The following is a 16,220-nucleotide window of genomic DNA, read 5'->3' as shown; positions in this document are numbered from 1 at the left end:
TTGCTGAAACCATATTGACCCTTGATTCCCAAGGGCTGCAAGAACATGGACTTTGGTTCAATATGGCTACAGCCCTTGGTAATTGGGAATACTGGATGGGATTACCAAACAGTTACGTTTAACAAGAAAGTAGAAAATTATGATTACTATTTTTGGCATAACCAACTGCGACACCATAAAGAAAGCACGCCGCTGGCTGGAAGGTGCTGGTATTGAATATCACTTTCATGACTACAGGAAAGATGGCCTGTTGAAAGACATGATCGAACAGTGGGCCAATGAACTGGGCTGGGAGGCCCTGTTAAACCGCCGGGGAACCACCTGGCGGCAGCTTCCGGAAGAAGAAAAAGCCGCCATTAATGCAGAGCGGGCAATCACCCTGATGCTGGAGCAACCCGCCATGATCAAGCGCCCGTTACTGGATACGGGCAGCCAGAAGTTGCTGGGCTTTTCCGAAGAACAATACCGCAACTTGCTGGCATAACAGACGTTCTGATTAATTGAAGGAATGAAAATGAGCAAACCGCATTTCAGTCTGGCCATTGGTGTCGGCAGCAAAAACCGGAACGACCAGTGGCTGGAAGTATTTTACCCAAAACCTATTCTCAATCCAGCACCTGAGCTGCTGGAGAGTATTGCCAAACTGGTTGGTTACCAGGGTGGCAATACGTTTATTGAGCTTGACAGCAAAACCCTGCACGCACTGGAAGACCTGTTTGTCGATATCGAACAAACTGAATTGGCTGCCATCACCCGAAGCCTGGAAGAAAGTGTACAACCCCGTGTGATCACTATTCTGGCAACCGATGAAGCACCCACCAGCACCCCCGAGGCTTATCTCAAGCTGCACCTGCTGTCACATCGTCTGGTCAAGCCACACGGCACCAACCTTCAGGGCATTTTCCCACTGCTGCCAAATGTTGCCTGGACCAGTGAAGGCGCAATCGACCTGGAAGAACTGCCAGCCCGTCAGCTGGCGGCCCGGGCAGAAGGCCGGGTTCTGAGTGTCAACTCCGTGGATAAATTCCCGAAAATGACCGACTACGTTGTCCCTGCCGGTGTCCGCATTGCCCATACGGCCCGGGTTCGCCTGGGTGCTTATGTGGGTGAAGGCACCACCGTAATGCATGAAGGCTTTATCAACTTCAACGCCGGCACCGAAGGCAAGAGCATGATTGAAGGTCGTGTTTCTGCCGGTGTCATGGTGGGTGAGGGCTCTGATCTTGGTGGTGGCTGCAGCACCATGGGTACCCTGTCCGGCGGCAATGACATTGTGATCTGTGTCGGTGAAAACTGCCTGATCGGTGCCAATGCCGGCCTGGGCATTCCGCTGGGTGACCGCTGCATTATCGAAGCAGGCCTTTACCTGACGGCTGCCAGTAAGGTTCAGGTTCTTGATGATCAGAAAAATGTCGTTGAAGTCGTGAAAGCAGGAGATCTCTCAGGCAAGTCCGATCTGCTGTTCCGCAGAAACTCCCTGACCGGAGCCCTGGAATGCCTCACCAACAAATCAGCCATTGAGCTGAATGATGAGCTGCACTCCCACAATTAAGCCCGCAATGACTGTGTATTGAAAAAAGCGCGCTGAAGAAAGGGTAGCGCATACTTATAGCCCCGGTGCATAATACTGGGGCTATTTATTAAGATCAGGTTTAAATAATAATAATGCGTCATACGATTTTTGATACGCCTATCGTTAACAGCTGTTTTCGCTTCTTATCCCACCTTGGTCTGAAGCTATTCGGCTGGAAGCTGGAAGGCCAACGCCCAAATGCCCGGAAGTACGTTATTATCGCGGCACCCCATACCAGTAACTGGGACTTTATTCTGATCATTGCCTGTGCCTTCTGCTTTCGCATTAATATCTACTGGATGGGGAAAAACTCTCTGTTCAAGGGGCCCTTTGGCGGCATCATGACCTGGCTTGGGGGAATTCCGGTTGACCGCAGCAAAGCCAATGGTCTGGTTCAGCAAATGGTCGACACCTTCCACAACTCCACAGACCTGGCCGTTGCCATTCCTCCTGAAGGCACACGCAACAAGGTTCGTCAATGGAAAAGTGGTTTTTACCACGTCGCTCACGGTGCTGAAGTCCCCATTGCGCTGAGCTTCCTGGATTATAAAAAGAAGGTTGGCGGTTTTGGCCCTATGTTCTTTACTACAGGGGACTATGCGTCAGACCTGAAAAAAATTCAGGAATTTTATCAACCTATGACGGGCAAGAACCCGGAAAAGTTTGCTTAGGCCATCTATTCGTAGCTGCATACTGAAACCAGACAGCATGTAGCTATCATCTTTAGATGTATAACTTTCCACAAAATTTATAGAACCATGGAACTATTTAATAGTAAGAGCATCTAACCCCTATAAAACCCATATAAAAAAACCGGATAACCACTTAATTAAATCATGACCATTCCAGCACTACCAAACTCGACTGCAACAAAACATGCAACCTCTGAAAAAAGTCTATTCGAGATAAAAAAAGAAGAAAAAAAATTTTTACCAACCACTGAACAACGGCATGTTAGAAAACGTATCGCTTCGTTCAACACTATAGAAAATACCCAAAGTACCAGTAAGTTTTCCGTAGAGGCGTTTTTAACTGACTTACCAGAAGCCCTTAAAGTCGAATTAAACACAATTCAAAGGTTTTGCACCCTCAATAACAATCTCACAGAGATACTTAATGGTCATGGAATTTTTTATAACCGACTAATCATCTTATTGAAAAAAATAGATCTTACTATGACTGAAAATGGCTTTTCTAATAAACAAAAAACAAAGGTAGAGAAAAAAATAAATCTGTTATTGACAGATGGTAAATTAAATTTACTCAGTGATATCGGAAGAGAAATTAATCATCTGGAAGAATATTATGACACCGGAAGCTGGCTGCCTGCCCCTGAAGACATAACCTTTTTTGATCAAGATGGTGAAAACTGTGCTGCACAGCATCGTTCAGGTGATTTCTGCCCTGAATGGATGAAAAAAACTGAAATAGACCCTGACATTCCAGCATCAAAAGCAATGCTGGGTTACTGGAACTTCCGACATTCATCCAAAAATACCAAAAGAACTAAACTGACCGACCTTATTGTCAGTAAGATGGATCCCGTACTTTTCCGTTTTATGTGCAAACTTCGAAAATTAAAAGCCGCCTTACACAATCCAGCTGTTGGTACCCCCTGCTCACCACCGGGTTTAACCAGATTTCATATTGATGCCATCGTTGCACGTTTTGAATATGCAGATAAAGTAGCCAACAAACAAGCAAAGACCAATCCTGCCTTCAAGCTTTATTTCTGGGATCATCAAGGCCCTTGCACTGAAGAGCAGGAAAGCATGCAGCCATCAGAAACCGGTGAAGCTGCCAGGCAAACGTTAAATCGAATTGTCGAAGACAGCCCTAATACCTCTACCTGCCATGTTGTTAAAGAAGAAGACAACAAGCCTATCCAGAAAACCACAGGCCGTTCATTAAGAAAACGCAGCTCTTATCCAAACTACCAGGAAATTGTTGGTGATGAGCAACTGGCCTCGCCCAAAAAGAGAAAGAAAACAAGCACATTTTCATCGTCCTCTACAGCCAATAAATTTACCAGAATGGATAAGGAAAACTTATTAAAAGAAACAGGCATCCCGGCATTTGAAAAAATTATCAAATCAGTACTTGAGGAGAGAGAGAAAGAATTAATTCCGGATCCAACGTCTGCCCCTCTTGAAGAGAGTGTTGAAGCCAGCTATCACAGAGATCGTGCAGAAGTAATAGCTGCTCAGGATGAACTCAGCCGACTATATGACGCGTGCCGACAACACTTTGGAATAAACAAATCACTCTACAGGTTGGACACAAGTATAAAATCAGAATCAATCAAACCTGTAATAGTTAGAACTAATAATCCTCGTGTTGAAGTGGATATCCCGGAGCCCAATAAACCACCATATACAGATAAACCACCCACCCAAATGAGCGCTGCTGAAAGAACGCCCAATTTTTCTGAAGCTCAAAATGCCTTCATTAACATGATAGAAAAATCCAAAGAACTATCATTGAAACCTATAATAGAGCCTGAAAGACTCCGAGGTCATCCTGAAGACTTTGAATATGCCCCTAACTGGCAACCCTTATCCACAGTTTTGACATTTCCTATGCCTTTTTTGACAAAGCTCTTGGCAATAGAAGGTGATACAAACCCGGAAGCTACCATAAAATTAAAAGAGAAAGTACCGGAATTATTTGATGACATTAAAACGATCATACGTTTTTACCGGCATAATTCACATGTCTGGTGTCCGGATGTTGCCAGAGAAACGCTCAATCCGGTCATACAAAAAGTCCGGAAAGTTCAACACTGTTTCCCACAAATCATCAATGCTTTTGAAAACAGACAGCAAGATCTGCTTAAATCAAGCCATCGCACAACAGAAGACATCAACAGCGATGAAAATCAACTGAAAATGATTCAGGAAGCACTGGCAAAAACAGCTATAGTGCTGTCTGCATTTGAAGACTTCAGCGCACATTTAAAAACTGAAAAACAGCAAGAACTCTACCAACGTCTTTTAGAAACCTTAAAGGAATGGAGTGCCTGTATAAAAAATACCCCTGAGAGCCTGCTGCCAGCAGTTCGTGAACGGGGCAGTTAACAGAGTCGTCCCTGCCTGCCTCCCACACCGCGCAAGAAATGAAGGTGTGAGTCAGCGCTCTTCTGCACTGGTAACAACACCTTTCATCATTATTACAGCGGCGTATTTTTGCAAATTTTATCAAATCAGAGGACACTGTTGACATATAAACCAAGAATTATAAGTAGCAGGAAGTATCAATGGCAGAGTCTAACCAGAAGATCGCCCTCTTTATTGATGCGGATAATGCCCCCGCCAGAAAAATTGAGAAGATCCTCTCTGAAATGGCCAAGTATGGTGTCGTCAGTATCCGAAGAGCCTACGGCAACTGGAAGAGTCACACCATCAAAGGATGGGAGGAACAACTTCACGAATACGCGATCCAGCCAATCCAGCAGTTTGATTTAACCAAAGGCAAGAACGCCACCGATATGGCCATGACCATCGATGCTATGGATACGCTCTACACCAGGAACATGGACGCCTTTTGCATTGTCTCTTCTGACAGTGACTTTACACCACTGATCATGCGACTGCTCTCAGCAGGTAAAGTGGTGTACGGCTTTGGTGAACGAAAAGCCCCATCCCCTTTCGTGAATGCCTGCTCCCGCTTTCTCTACCTGGATGAGCCCGGTGATGATCCGGAAAAAGTCGCTGCAAACGATAAGAAAAGCGGCCATGAATTGAAAGCCGATACCAAACTGATGAACCTGATCCGCAATGCCATCGATACAGAGCAGGACGATGATGGCTGGGCCTACCTTGGAAGAATCGGTGCGGTCATCGCTAACCAGGCTTCCTTTGACCCACGAAATTACGGTTATAAAAAACTGGGCGATCTGATCAGGGCTGTCGACCTGTTTGAAACTCAGGTTATGGATAATAATCAGATGAGTGTCCGTGATAAGCGACGTGGTAACCATATCCAGAATGGTGGCCATTAAGCGTGATGTGCAGCCTGAGAGGCTGCTCATCAGCACCGGCCAAGGCACCCTGGTTACCCAAAGGGGACGCTTTGCTATCCATCATCAAAGGGGCTTCGGTAGGGGTTTAGCATAAAAGTGTTTTATGGATTTCCCCTTCACAAACTGTTTCTCCACGGTACCTTCAAACTCAAATCCCAAACCGGTGAGTATCTTGACTGAACCGATATTTTCTGGGGAGACTGTCGCCGTCAGCCACTCCAGAGGCAGAGATTCCTGAGTATCATCTGGCAACGCACAGGCGACTTTAAAGCCCTGCTTTTGATACTCCGGAGCAACACCATTCACCATTGCAGCAGCCGCTTGTTTACCGTAGCCCTCACCCCAGCATTTGTGATCAATCATAAAAGTCATCTCAGAGGATCCAGCAGCTACTGTGCTGCCGACATATGCATTATTGTTCTCTCCTGATTTGAAGCAGATGTTCCCTATAAATTCCTCAGGATCCTGCACCCCACTGACATCACGCTTAAAAATCGAAAACCCACTGAAAGGATTACCCTTTTTCCAATCATCACTCCATCTCTGCACTAGCCTTTCAGAGATGCTCTTTTCCCAAGGTCGGCCAGCACCGTAGTTTTTCATATTCTCAGCACATTTATAAAGCCCAATTAAATCATTAAGATCTGAAATCTCAACAGAACGAAGATGCAAATCATCGGTATAAATGTGGACAATCAGGCCCTGTTTCTCCTTTCCCGGGTCATCGTAAGAAGCCGGGTCAATACTGAGCTCAATAGAGCCACGGTAAGGATTGCCTGATGGGAATGAAATACTGCTGTTCATAATTTAATTTCTCCATATAATTAAGCATTTAGTGATCCATCACCTTTTAGACTTAAAATAGATAGCATAGTTCCCCGGCATAGCCTGACGACCTGAGCTCAGGGAGAGTAAGGGCATATTTATACAGAAGCAGAAGTACTTTGCGGGTTGGTCACTTTACGTCTTCGTGGCCTGGGGTGGTTTTCAGCAAATACACGCCCTGACCCCGTTCCCCCGGACTTTCTCCTTTCATTACTCTGACCTGCCTGCTGCTTAGGTGTCTTACCGTTTCCGCCACTCTCCTGTCCGGGCCTGTGAGAAGTCCTGGACTTTTTAGGCTTTTCAGGTTTCGGTGGCTTACCGGACAACTGAGTCACCGACACCTCATTAACCGGCTCAAACCCGGAGATCATCTCCCTGGGTAACTGCTGATTGATCAACCGTTCAATGTCCCGAAGCTGCTTGCTCTCATCTGCACAGACCAGCGAGACCGCATGACCATCCGCCCCCGCGCGCCCTGTTCGCCCGATACGATGCACATAATCCTCCGGCACATTGGGCAGGTCGAAGTTCACCACCTGTGGCAACTGGTCAATATCCAGCCCACGGGCAGCGATATCCGTTGCCACCAGGGCTGTAATGTCATTATTTTTGAAATCAGCAAGGGCCCGGGTACGGGCTCCCTGGCTCTTATTGCCATGAATCGCCGCCGCCAGAATGCCTTTACCTTCCAGATGACGGGTTAAGCGGTTGGCACCGTGCTTGGTCCGGGTAAAAACCAGCACCTGTTGCCAGTTATGCTCTTTAATCAAGCGGGTCAGCAGTGCCGGTTTTTTACTTTTATCCACCGGATACACACACTGCCTGACCGTTCTGGCCGTAGTATTGCGGGGAGAAACGTCAATCTCTACCGGATGGTGAACAATGGTTTTTGCCAGCTGTCGTATGTCATCGGAAAACGTTGCCGAAAACATCAGGTTCTGTCTTTGCTGGGGCAACAGCGCCAGAATACGACGAATATCGTGAATAAACCCCATATCCAGCATCCGGTCTGCTTCATCCAGAACCAGCACTTCCAGGTGTTTGAACTTCACCGCATTCTGGTTGTAAAGATCCAGAAGTCGCCCGGGTGTGGCCACAAGGATATCTGCACCACGTCTCAGATTCATCATTTGCGGGTTGATTTTGACCCCGCCAAAAACCACTGAAGAACGTATTGGCAAATGCCGACCGTAGGTGGCAACACTCTCTGCCACCTGGGCTGCCAGCTCACGGGTCGGTGTCAGAACCAGCGCACGAACCTGGTTGGGCCTTGCCCGCTCGCCGCGACTGAGCAGCTCCAGTATCGGCAGCGTAAAACCGGCTGTTTTACCGGTGCCTGTCTGAGCTGCCGCCATCACATCCTGTCCTGCCAGAACCGCCGGTATGGCTTCTGCCTGAATAGGAGAAGGCTGTTTATAGCCCTGTTCAGTAATGGCTTGCAGGATCGGCAGGGAAAGCCCGAGGTTGGCGAAGGTCATGGAATGTCTCATTAAGGGCCATACAACTAAAATGATTGATATTTCGTCAGTTTACCGCTGTTCTGTTACCACATGAATCATTCTGTGGATTACACGGGAACTTTTCGTAGGAGAGGAAGCTGAGAATAGAGAACTTTTTTCTGTATTCAGAGTCTGATTGATAAGGATACAAGTTATTCAGGCTAATTTCATGCAACCAGCAAGACCATTAGATACATCTATGCCAATGCTCCAGCCTCAGGGGGCGGCAGCCAATGAACAGATGGATAATTCAGAACAGATATTGTGTCAGCATCAAGTTTTTGGACGAACGGTTTCAATGTCAAAATATACAGCTGTCTCTCTGTCTGCAGGTCTACCTGCATGCCTGTCTTTTGTTGTGCCGGGTTTGATCATTCACCCAAGCTTCGCAGTTTTTTGTTTCACTTTGGGCGCAGGTTGTCTTGTTGGTATTCCTGTTGGTAAGGGCGCCGCGGAGTTGTATCGTTGTCTTCAGCATCGGCACACAGCAACCGAGCCCCCATCTATACAGTTATCCCGGGTTATCAGCCATGCCCCTGAACCGACAGAAACACCCGGTGAAGTAGAACCAGACAATTACCCGGCGACGTTTCGACACAACCCGGGACCGCCACCAGTATACACTCCTATAGAAATAGAATCGCCACCACCTTACAGTCCTTAGACTGATGACTTCCTGATCATTAGCACTCAGGATAAACTTCGAGATTTGGGCTTACGCGATATGTGACGTTGAACAAAGGAAAAACCCATTTAAACTCTTCCTTACTGATCTCACATAAATGCTTCGTTTTCTGCTCAAAATGATCATAATTAACTTTCATTCCTTCGATAATCAAGCCAAAATCATCAGCTACCCTGGCTATGAATCTGCCATTGTCCGTAGTGGTTAAATACTCATATTTAAACGGCTCTGAGTCATGGCTGCCAGCATATTTATGAATAACCTCAATGCTTTTTTCGCCACTGATTTGCTTTTCGATAATTGTTTTTGGCAACATCATTTTGGTTTGGTTTGCTTCAGAAAGGTACTCGTATTGATGGACAATAATATTGCTTGCGTAAAAATGATGTCGGTATTCAGGTTCTTTATGGTTGGCAAAAAAAAGCCATTCATCAGTTTTGTACTCATTGACGAATAGCCCTATTTTTTTTCCTATGCTTTCAACACACAATGGTTCCCTACTGCCCGTGTTGCAGCAATTCCTGATAGTGAAATTCTCCATGATAAAGGAAAACTGTTCCTGGTATTTCACTTTTATGCCTTGCAGTCTTTCTCTTATTCTCCCGTCCAGAAGGTCTTCTGGTTTGACGACTGGCTCGCCACTGCTTTCAGCGGTGACTGGAACTTCTTGCCGAAAACAAGCAACTTTTTTTTCAGCCTGAGCCATTTTCCGGTTTGCAATGTCTGATGGCGTTTCTGAAGGTTGATCGGCCTCTGGAATCAACGATGAAACCTCTGAGTTTAAGGACAGACTCCTGTTTATTATTACGATGGTACAAGAGGCAGGCTTGCAACTCTGTGTGTATTGAGAGGTTGCACTGGCCGGAACACCCGTATTGCAAGCAGTGCTGACGGCTGTTGTTAATCCGTTCATAGAACGCGTCTCTTTAATTACTTATGAATTTCAACCATCAACAGCAGCAGGAATTCATGGTTGCTCTCTGGAGCTCGAAGAACTACGTTCTCTTCGGCCTGAACTATCCGGTGAATATATTTATCTGACAGTAATGAATAAGAAAAGTTCCCTACAGACAACTAAAGCCTCTGAGCATTTTGTTTGCAGTATAGAAAAAAACAGCTAGTTTTTAGTTGCTGTAACCAAACGAGAGAGACGAGGATGATCAACTTCTTTGAGGAAATTTCAGAAAAAATGGAAATTACGTTCCACCTGTGGTTCGTAATAACCTTGTTGGATAATCTGGACAGTTTATGATAGTCGTGTTCCGATCCATGCCTAGGAGGCTGACCGAGAATAGCGCCCGTCTAGGCGACCCCGTAGCGAGGATGGCAGAAAATTGAGGATAAAAAGTCGGAAATTTTTAGTGAATAGTGGTTCTATTTGCTAAAAATTTCCGACTTTTTAGACCAATTTTCTGCCACCGCAGTAGGGCAGTCTATTCTCGGTCAGCCTCCCAGGAAGTCAGCAAAACATGGTTTTGCAAAAACGAACGTTGAACGATTTAACTTATACCCATGAATTATCTAAAGGGCTTTGCCGGAGAGTTTATAGGTACGTTTATCCTCGTCTTGTTTGGCTGCGGCTCAGTGGCCGTGACGGTGCTATTTTCTGCCCATGCAGGACTCTTTCAGGTGGCCATGGTCTGGGGGCTGGCAGTCACCCTGGCGATTTACGCTACCCGTCGTCTATCCTGTGCTCACCTTAATCCAGCTGTGAGCATTGCCATGGTAGTCAGTCGCCGGATGTCCATGACATTACTGCCCTGCTATCTGGTTGCCCAGTTTGCCGGTGCATTTGTGGCAGCCGCCCTGCTGTACCTGCTCTTCTCCAGCTCAATCATGCAGTATGAACTGACCCATGGCATTGTTCGTGGCACCGAATCATCTATAGCCAGTGCCATGATGTTTGGCGAGTATTATCCCAACCCCTTGGCCGGGCAGGTTGCCTCCGTGTCCACCGTCAATGCATTTTTTGCCGAATGTACCGGCACCTTTGCCCTGGTCTTTATGATTCTCGTCCTGACCGAAGGCTGCAACACCGGACGACCAGACCAGGCCCTTGCCCCCCTGTTTATCGGTTTAACCGTCACCGCCATTATCTCGATTATTGCGCCACTGACCCAGGCAGGACTCAACCCGGCCAGAGATTTATCACCCCGACTGCTGGCCTCTCTGTTCGGCTGGGAGCGCGCGGCGTTTCCCGATAAGCATTATGGCTTTTTGACCGTATATGTTGCGGGGCCGATTACCGGGGGAGTTATCGCCGCTTTATGTTTTATGGGGATTGTTGAGCCGCTGATGAAAAACACGACAGCGGAAGAACCTGGCAAAATTGACAGAGCAACAACCCCGGACAAAGCAACACCGGACAAATAGCCCCCCTGATTCATGTACATTAACCAAGGCGAGAACAATGAATAACCACTCCAGTAATCATCAGGTCCTGAAGGAGTACTACGGCCGTGTTCTTGGCGGTACCACGGATCTCAAAACCAATGCCTGCTGTTCCGATCCCGGCACCATGCCAGCCCGCGTCCGGGAGATCCTGAAGCAGATCGACCCGGCCATTACGGACCGTTTTTATGGCTGCGGATCGCCGATCCCATCGGCCCTGGAAGGGTGCCGGGTACTGGATCTTGGCTGCGGTACCGGCAGGGACAGTTATATTCTTGCCAGCCTGGTAGGAAAACAGGGCCAGGTTATCGGTATCGATATGACCGACGAGCAATTAATGGTGGCCACGGGGCATATTCCCTCGATGATGGAGAAGTTTGGCTTTCAGCAACCGAATATCGACTTCAGGCAGGGTTATATTGAAGATCTGCAAACCCCGGGGATAGAAGACAATTCCATGGATGTGGTGATTTCCAACTGCGTGATAAACCTTTCGCCCCACAAGGAAGAGGTGTTCAGGGAGATTTTCCGGGTACTGAAACCCGGTGGCGAACTGCTTTTCAGTGACGTATTTGCCGGTCAGCGAATACCGGCCCCGTTAAAAGACGACCCGGTGCTGATGGGGGAATGCCTTAGTGGTGCTCTTTATATTGAAGACTTTCGTCGTCTGTTAACCGGGCTGGGTTACCCGGACTACCGGTTGCTTTCTGCCAGCCCGATCACCATTGCCAACCAGCAAATCGAGGAGAAAATTGGCAATATCGATTTTCAATCCCTGACCGTTCGGGTGTTCAAACTGGATAACCTTGAAGATATCTGTGAAGACTATGGTCAGGTGGCCATTTACAACGGTACCCTGCCGGAACACCCTCACTTTTTCCAACTGGACGACCATCATCGCTTTATCAATGGCAAACCGATGCTGATCTGCGGCAATACCGCAGCCATGGTGCAGGATACCCGCTATGGCAGCCACTTTACCGTACATGGCAATCGAAAGACCCATTATGGCCCTTTCAACTGTCTCCCGGCAGCCATTGATAATGGGACTGATTGCACAACTGGCGGTTGCTGTTGAAGCCCTATCCACTGATCCATGAACCTGATAGATTACCGGGCCAGTGAGTTACAGCGCTTTCTTTCCGCTATTAGTAATATTGTTAACCGGTTGCCAAATGCCCATAAAACCATCCAGCGGTTTCTGCATGGTTCTGACCACCTGCCCCAATCAACAGGAAGCTGACGACCATGCCAGGGCTATCATCGAACAGCGCCTGGCAGCCTGTGTTCAGAGCAGTCCAATCCACAGCCATTATCGATGGGATGGTGAAGTCCAGTCGGATCCGGAAGTACTGCTTCGGATTAAAACCACCTGTGAGCGTTATCAGGCACTGGAGCAATACCTGAAAGCTGAACACAGCTATGATGTGCCACAGGTTATTCAGATACCCATTGAGAACGGCCTGCCAGAGTACCTTGACTGGGTAAGGGATGAAACGGCGGTCATCGGCCAGTAAAACATATATTGGCAAGATCAAATCAAATACTTTATTTAGTACATTTGCCTTTTTTGGTTTGTCTGAGTTATAGGAGTCTGTACAATCCTTCTGAGCTGTATACCTGTAAAATAAGTATAAAACATGCCGCATGGTATGAGAAAAGCAAAGTTAAGGATGCATTTGTGAACAGAAAAGTTATGTACCCAGTTGTGGTCGCGTGTCTGTTGGCGGCAGTGGGTTGTTCTCCTATCCCTAAAGCAACAACCGTTGATCAAAGTCCTCAGGTTAAACTTCAATCTGCTCAGCATTGGGGAGTGATAGCCGAACATTTATCCGGACAGATTATGGCTAACGCAAACCTTGCGTCTCAGCCGGTCTATATCGATTTGGAGCAGAGTCACTCAACTTTCAGCAAAGTATTCACACAGCAGCTATCCAGTGCGTTGGTCAAGCGCGGCGCAACGGTTATGACCTCAAGTGCTACCAGCCTTTCAATGGAACTGGATGCACAGGTTGTCAGGCACTCAAATGATAGAGATAAGGGCACAAACTTCGCCACCACTGGAACTGCAGGCTTCCAATGGGCACTGGCCGAACTTGGTGATGATTTAAGCGTTGCTGAAGGTATTAGCTATGGCGTTATCCCTCTTTCGGTAGCTTATGACGTCAGCAAAATATTCCCCTCCAAAACCAACACAGAAGTTGTGATTACAGCCCGTATTGTCGACGACTACCAGATTCAATTTTCAGAAACTAATTCCTACTATATTCCTGATATGGCTATGCGGCAGTACAAAAAGTCAGCAGTTGTTAATCTGACCAAAAATGATGGACAGGGAGTAGAAAAATAATGAAGTCACTCACTGCAAAAATTATCATTGCACTGCTTTCTACCATTTTGATGGCTGGGTGTTCGAGCAAAAGCCATAAAAAGCCCGAAAGAATTGATCTGGTAAAAATCAGCCAACTTGCAGCAATTGCCATGGCTAAAAAGGCACAGGATGAATTACCGGTCGGGGCTACTATTCTTTCGACAAGTCTTGCAGATATTAACCAGCTTAGTAATACAACTACTCTGGGTCGTGTTCTTGGAGAACAGCTTTCATCCGCTTTATCTGATATTGGTTATGATTTGATCGAAATCAAAATGCGGGATAGCGTTTTTATTGATGACTTCAAGGCTGGAGAGTTCAGTCTTTCAAGAAATCTGGATAATCTCAGTAAGTCCTATAATGCTGATGCTATTGTAACTGGCACCTATGCTGTTGGCAGCTCAACTGTCTATATCAGCGCAAGAATGATTGATACCAGTACAAAACGTGTTATTTCCACTGCCGATTTCCAGATTCCAATGGACGCAGATATTCGTTTATTAGTGAGCCACCGTCGTTACTGATAATAATGAATACAGGTATTTTTATTTATGACCAGGCTGAAGTTCTGGACTTCTCTGGCCCTTTTGAAGTGTTTACCACTGCGGCACGCCTCTCTCCCAACGGAAAAGCCTTCAGGCCTTTTCTGGTCAGTGAATCCGGCAATCTGGTCACTGCCAGGGGAGGTTACCGGGTTCAACCGGACTACGGGTTTCACAACCACCCCTCAATTGACCTGCTGGTGGTTGTCGGTGGTGTGCACAACGCAGAAATGGATAAGCCCGGTGTTTTACAATGGATTTACTCTCAGGGAAAACAGGCCAGGTTGAACGCTTCAGTTTGTACCGGCGCTTTCCTGATGGCGGCAGCCGGTTTACTGAGCAACCAACAGAATGTCACCACTCACTGGGAAGATATCCCGGATTTGCAAACACAGTTCCCCAGTCTCAACGTTATCAGCAACGTCCGTTGGGTGGATGAAGGCTCTGTTATCACGTCAGCGGGTATTTCTGCGGGTATTGATATGAGCCTGCATATTGTCAGTCGCTTACACAGTGAGGCGCTGGCAGAAAAGACCGCCAGGCAAATGGATTTCCACTGGCAAAAGGCCTGATAGTATGAAGTACCGCTTTCAGGACAAGATAAACACAGCATCGTAACTATGATACCAGGTGACTGCATACCCTGTCGTACAATGATTTACAGGTTATTCAGATACCCATTGAAAATGGCCTGCCAGAGTACCTTGACTGGGTAAGGGGAGAAACGGTGGTCATCGGCCAGTAGAGATGGTCGGATAGCATTCTTCAGGAAAAAGGACTTTTGTACTTACTTGATTGTTGAAACTCCTTTCAGAATTGATTTCATACGGCTTTGCCGTATAATAAATGTATGATTTTTATAGAAACCAGCCGCTTTACCAAATTGCTATCCGGATATTTATCAGATGATGAATACCGGGTATTGCAGTGGCACCTTCAACAGAAACCGGATTCTGGCGATCTTATCAGGGGTAGTGGGGGTGTCCGTAAAATACGATGGGCACCGGATGGAAAGGGTAAAAGTGGTAGTATCCGGGTTATTTATTACTGGAAAAAGAGTGATTTTGAAATCTGGATGTTGACCTTATATCGCAAGTCGGAGCGTGAAAGTATTCCTGGTCATATCCTGAAAAAGATAGCGGAGGCTATAAACGATGAATGAACGAGATATTGGTCAGGAAATCCTCGATGGCCTGAATGAGATCAAGGCATTTAAGGCGGGTAAGGGAAAGCTGAAAACGACCGTCTTATCAGAGCCGTCACCTGCCAAAGAGATCAGGGAAAAGCTCCAGCTGTCCCAGTCGGCTTTTGCTTCTTTTATGGGAGTCAGTGTTCGGACAATCCAGGACTGGGAGCAGGGACGGCGGAATCCTCAGGGGCCTGCAAAAGCTCTGTTGCGAGTTGTCGAACAGCATCCTGAGGTTTTTGAGAATCTCCGTTAATGGGCATTTGTTATAGTTTGCCAGAGTGTCCAGCATTTGTCTGAAAATCAACCAACAACCACTTCTACCAACTAATCCGAAGATATTTAATAATAATGAATACAGGTATTTTTATTTACGACCAGGCTGAAGTCCTGGACTTCTCTGGTCCTTTTGAAGTGTTTGCCACTGCGGCACGCCTCTCTCCCAACGGAAAAGCCTTCAGGCCTTTTCTGGTCAGTGAATCCGGCAATCTGGTCACTGCCAGGGGAGGTTACCGGGTTCAACCGGACTACGGGTTTCACAACCACCCCTCAATTGACCTGCTGGTGGTTGTCGGTGGTGTGCACAACGCAGAAATGGATAAACCCGGTGTATTACAATGGATCTACTCTCAGGGACAACAGGCCAGGCTGAACGCTTCAGTTTGTACCGGCGCTTTCCTGATGGCGGCAGCCGGTTTACTGCGTAACCAGCAGAATGTCACCACTCACTGGGAAGATATCCCGGATTTGCAAACACAGTTCCCCGGTCTCAACGTTATCAGCAACGTCCGTTGGGTGGATGAAGGCTCTGTTATCACGTCAGCGGGTATTTCTGCGGGTATTGATATGAGCCTGCATATTGTCAGTCGCTTACACAGTGAGGCGCTGGCAGAAAAGACCGCCAGACAAATGGATTTCGACTGGCAAAAGGCGTGACAGTATGAAGGATCGCTTTTGGAAAAGATAAAACAGTAAACGTAACTATGATGCCAGGTGATTACAGTAAAAACCAATCACCTGGATTTCCCAGAGCCGTTTCTTCACCACTGATCTGACACAATCACATCCTGTTGTTCCAAACAATTTTGCGGGAAAAGTTTACATCAGCCACTTTTTATAATACAAAT

Annotated in this window: 18 protein-coding genes; 15 read left to right on the top strand and 3 right to left on the bottom strand. The window is 46.9% G+C overall.

Annotation, left to right across the window (positions count from 1 at the left end; all coding sequences use genetic code 11):
• Positions 1 to 139 precede the first annotated feature (139 nt).
• From ACO6UY_RS03730 to ACO6UY_RS03710, 5 genes are all read left to right on the top strand, one after another.
• On the top strand, positions 140 to 484 hold the full coding sequence (locus tag ACO6UY_RS03730; RefSeq protein ID WP_422459341.1) for an ArsC family reductase: 345 nt from the start codon (positions 140 to 142) through the stop codon (positions 482 to 484).
• Positions 485 to 514: 30 nt separating this feature from the next.
• Positions 515 to 1,552: a 2,3,4,5-tetrahydropyridine-2,6-dicarboxylate N-succinyltransferase gene (gene dapD / locus ACO6UY_RS03725; protein WP_422449257.1), complete on the top strand. Its 1,038-nt coding sequence runs from the start codon at positions 515 to 517 to the stop codon at positions 1,550 to 1,552.
• A gap of 113 nt (positions 1,553 to 1,665) precedes the next feature.
• Positions 1,666 to 2,244 (top strand): lysophospholipid acyltransferase family protein, encoded by a 579-nt coding sequence (locus tag ACO6UY_RS03720; RefSeq protein WP_209203321.1) that lies wholly within the window; start codon positions 1,666 to 1,668, stop codon positions 2,242 to 2,244.
• A gap of 165 nt (positions 2,245 to 2,409) precedes the next feature.
• On the top strand, positions 2,410 to 4,650 hold the full coding sequence (locus tag ACO6UY_RS03715) for a hypothetical protein (protein ID WP_422449259.1): 2,241 nt from the start codon (positions 2,410 to 2,412) through the stop codon (positions 4,648 to 4,650).
• A gap of 179 nt (positions 4,651 to 4,829) precedes the next feature.
• Positions 4,830 to 5,573: an NYN domain-containing protein gene (locus tag ACO6UY_RS03710; protein WP_209203323.1), complete on the top strand. Its 744-nt coding sequence runs from the start codon at positions 4,830 to 4,832 to the stop codon at positions 5,571 to 5,573.
• An 84-nt stretch (positions 5,574 to 5,657) separates the two neighbouring features.
• Here ACO6UY_RS03710 and ACO6UY_RS03705 read toward each other — a convergent pair whose 3' ends face one another.
• The 3 genes from ACO6UY_RS03705 to ACO6UY_RS03695 all read right to left on the bottom strand — a co-directional run bounded on the left by ACO6UY_RS03705 (position 5,658) and on the right by ACO6UY_RS03695 (position 9,366).
• Positions 5,658 to 6,398: a GNAT family N-acetyltransferase gene (locus tag ACO6UY_RS03705; protein ID WP_422489092.1), complete on the bottom strand. Its 741-nt coding sequence runs from the start codon at positions 6,396 to 6,398 to the stop codon at positions 5,658 to 5,660.
• A 119-nt stretch (positions 6,399 to 6,517) separates the two neighbouring features.
• Positions 6,518 to 7,897 carry a DEAD/DEAH box helicase gene (locus tag ACO6UY_RS03700; RefSeq protein WP_422489090.1) on the bottom strand — a complete coding sequence of 460 codons (1,380 nt, stop codon included), beginning with the start codon at positions 7,895 to 7,897 and terminating at the stop codon, positions 6,518 to 6,520.
• 704 nt (positions 7,898 to 8,601) lie between these two features.
• Entirely contained in the window at positions 8,602 to 9,366 is a 765-nt protein-coding gene (locus ACO6UY_RS03695) for a hypothetical protein (protein WP_422489088.1), read from the bottom strand.
• 112 nt (positions 9,367 to 9,478) lie between these two features.
• On the opposite strand from ACO6UY_RS03695, the gene ACO6UY_RS03690 reads away from it, so the two are divergent.
• The 10 genes from ACO6UY_RS03690 (at position 9,479) to ACO6UY_RS03645 (ending at position 16,029) form a co-directional block, all read left to right on the top strand.
• Positions 9,479 to 9,724: a hypothetical protein gene (locus ACO6UY_RS03690; RefSeq protein ID WP_422489087.1), complete on the top strand. Its 246-nt coding sequence runs from the start codon at positions 9,479 to 9,481 to the stop codon at positions 9,722 to 9,724.
• A 391-nt stretch (positions 9,725 to 10,115) separates the two neighbouring features.
• Positions 10,116 to 10,976, top strand: a complete 861-nt coding sequence (locus ACO6UY_RS03685) for an MIP/aquaporin family protein (protein ID WP_422449269.1) — start codon at positions 10,116 to 10,118, stop codon at positions 10,974 to 10,976.
• Between the two features lie 37 nt (positions 10,977 to 11,013).
• Entirely contained in the window at positions 11,014 to 12,072 is a 1,059-nt protein-coding gene (locus ACO6UY_RS03680) for a methyltransferase domain-containing protein (RefSeq protein WP_422449271.1), read from the top strand.
• A gap of 97 nt (positions 12,073 to 12,169) precedes the next feature.
• Positions 12,170 to 12,511, top strand: coding sequence for a divalent-cation tolerance protein CutA (gene cutA / locus ACO6UY_RS03675; protein ID WP_422489085.1), 342 nt, complete (start codon positions 12,170 to 12,172; stop codon positions 12,509 to 12,511).
• 164 nt (positions 12,512 to 12,675) lie between these two features.
• Entirely contained in the window at positions 12,676 to 13,344 is a 669-nt protein-coding gene (locus tag ACO6UY_RS03670) for a hypothetical protein (RefSeq protein WP_422449275.1), read from the top strand.
• Positions 13,344 to 13,889: a FlgO family outer membrane protein gene (locus ACO6UY_RS03665; protein ID WP_422449277.1), complete on the top strand. Its 546-nt coding sequence runs from the start codon at positions 13,344 to 13,346 to the stop codon at positions 13,887 to 13,889. The genes ACO6UY_RS03670 and ACO6UY_RS03665 overlap by 1 nt, the downstream gene beginning before the upstream one ends.
• 5 nt (positions 13,890 to 13,894) lie before the next feature.
• Positions 13,895 to 14,479 carry a DJ-1/PfpI family protein gene (locus ACO6UY_RS03660; protein ID WP_422489084.1) on the top strand — a complete coding sequence of 195 codons (585 nt, stop codon included), beginning with the start codon at positions 13,895 to 13,897 and terminating at the stop codon, positions 14,477 to 14,479.
• Between the two features lie 278 nt (positions 14,480 to 14,757).
• Positions 14,758 to 15,069 carry a transcriptional regulator gene (locus tag ACO6UY_RS03655; RefSeq protein WP_422449281.1) on the top strand — a complete coding sequence of 104 codons (312 nt, stop codon included), beginning with the start codon at positions 14,758 to 14,760 and terminating at the stop codon, positions 15,067 to 15,069.
• A complete protein-coding gene (locus tag ACO6UY_RS03650) occupies positions 15,062 to 15,349 on the top strand; it encodes a helix-turn-helix domain-containing protein (RefSeq protein WP_101746508.1) in 288 nt (95 codons plus the stop codon). The genes ACO6UY_RS03655 and ACO6UY_RS03650 overlap by 8 nt, the downstream gene beginning before the upstream one ends.
• Before the next feature lie 95 nt (positions 15,350 to 15,444).
• Complete coding sequence (locus ACO6UY_RS03645; RefSeq protein ID WP_422459327.1) at positions 15,445 to 16,029, top strand: DJ-1/PfpI family protein; 585 nt, start codon at positions 15,445 to 15,447, stop codon at positions 16,027 to 16,029.
• Positions 16,030 to 16,220: the final 191 nt, after the last annotated feature.

Origin of the sequence: Endozoicomonas sp. ALE010 (assembly GCF_049310165.1) — a bacterium.
Taxonomy (GTDB): Bacteria; Pseudomonadota; Gammaproteobacteria; order Pseudomonadales; family Endozoicomonadaceae; genus Endozoicomonas.
This window is presented reverse-complemented; position numbering and strand designations above follow the sequence as displayed.

What these genes read in the sequence shown, in the direction of transcription:
- ACO6UY_RS03705 (WP_422489092.1), bottom strand. Translation starts at nt 6,398, where the DNA reads ATGAACAGCAGTATTTCATTCCCATCAGGCAATCCTTACCGTGGCTCT.
- ACO6UY_RS03650 (WP_101746508.1), top strand. Translation starts at nt 15,062, where the DNA reads ATGAATGAACGAGATATTGGTCAGGAAATCCTCGATGGCCTGAATGAG.
- cutA (WP_422489085.1), top strand. Translation starts at nt 12,170, where the DNA reads ATGCCCATAAAACCATCCAGCGGTTTCTGCATGGTTCTGACCACCTGC.
- ACO6UY_RS03720 (WP_209203321.1), top strand. Translation starts at nt 1,666, where the DNA reads ATGCGTCATACGATTTTTGATACGCCTATCGTTAACAGCTGTTTTCGC.
- dapD (WP_422449257.1), top strand. Translation starts at nt 515, where the DNA reads ATGAGCAAACCGCATTTCAGTCTGGCCATTGGTGTCGGCAGCAAAAAC.
- ACO6UY_RS03715 (WP_422449259.1), top strand. Translation starts at nt 2,410, where the DNA reads ATGACCATTCCAGCACTACCAAACTCGACTGCAACAAAACATGCAACC.
- ACO6UY_RS03680 (WP_422449271.1), top strand. Translation starts at nt 11,014, where the DNA reads ATGAATAACCACTCCAGTAATCATCAGGTCCTGAAGGAGTACTACGGC.
- ACO6UY_RS03645 (WP_422459327.1), top strand. Translation starts at nt 15,445, where the DNA reads ATGAATACAGGTATTTTTATTTACGACCAGGCTGAAGTCCTGGACTTC.
- ACO6UY_RS03685 (WP_422449269.1), top strand. Translation starts at nt 10,116, where the DNA reads ATGAATTATCTAAAGGGCTTTGCCGGAGAGTTTATAGGTACGTTTATC.
- ACO6UY_RS03660 (WP_422489084.1), top strand. Translation starts at nt 13,895, where the DNA reads ATGAATACAGGTATTTTTATTTATGACCAGGCTGAAGTTCTGGACTTC.
- ACO6UY_RS03710 (WP_209203323.1), top strand. Translation starts at nt 4,830, where the DNA reads ATGGCAGAGTCTAACCAGAAGATCGCCCTCTTTATTGATGCGGATAAT.
- ACO6UY_RS03730 (WP_422459341.1), top strand. Translation starts at nt 140, where the DNA reads ATGATTACTATTTTTGGCATAACCAACTGCGACACCATAAAGAAAGCA.
- ACO6UY_RS03700 (WP_422489090.1), bottom strand. Translation starts at nt 7,897, where the DNA reads ATGACCTTCGCCAACCTCGGGCTTTCCCTGCCGATCCTGCAAGCCATT.
- ACO6UY_RS03655 (WP_422449281.1), top strand. Translation starts at nt 14,758, where the DNA reads ATGATTTTTATAGAAACCAGCCGCTTTACCAAATTGCTATCCGGATAT.
- ACO6UY_RS03665 (WP_422449277.1), top strand. Translation starts at nt 13,344, where the DNA reads ATGAAGTCACTCACTGCAAAAATTATCATTGCACTGCTTTCTACCATT.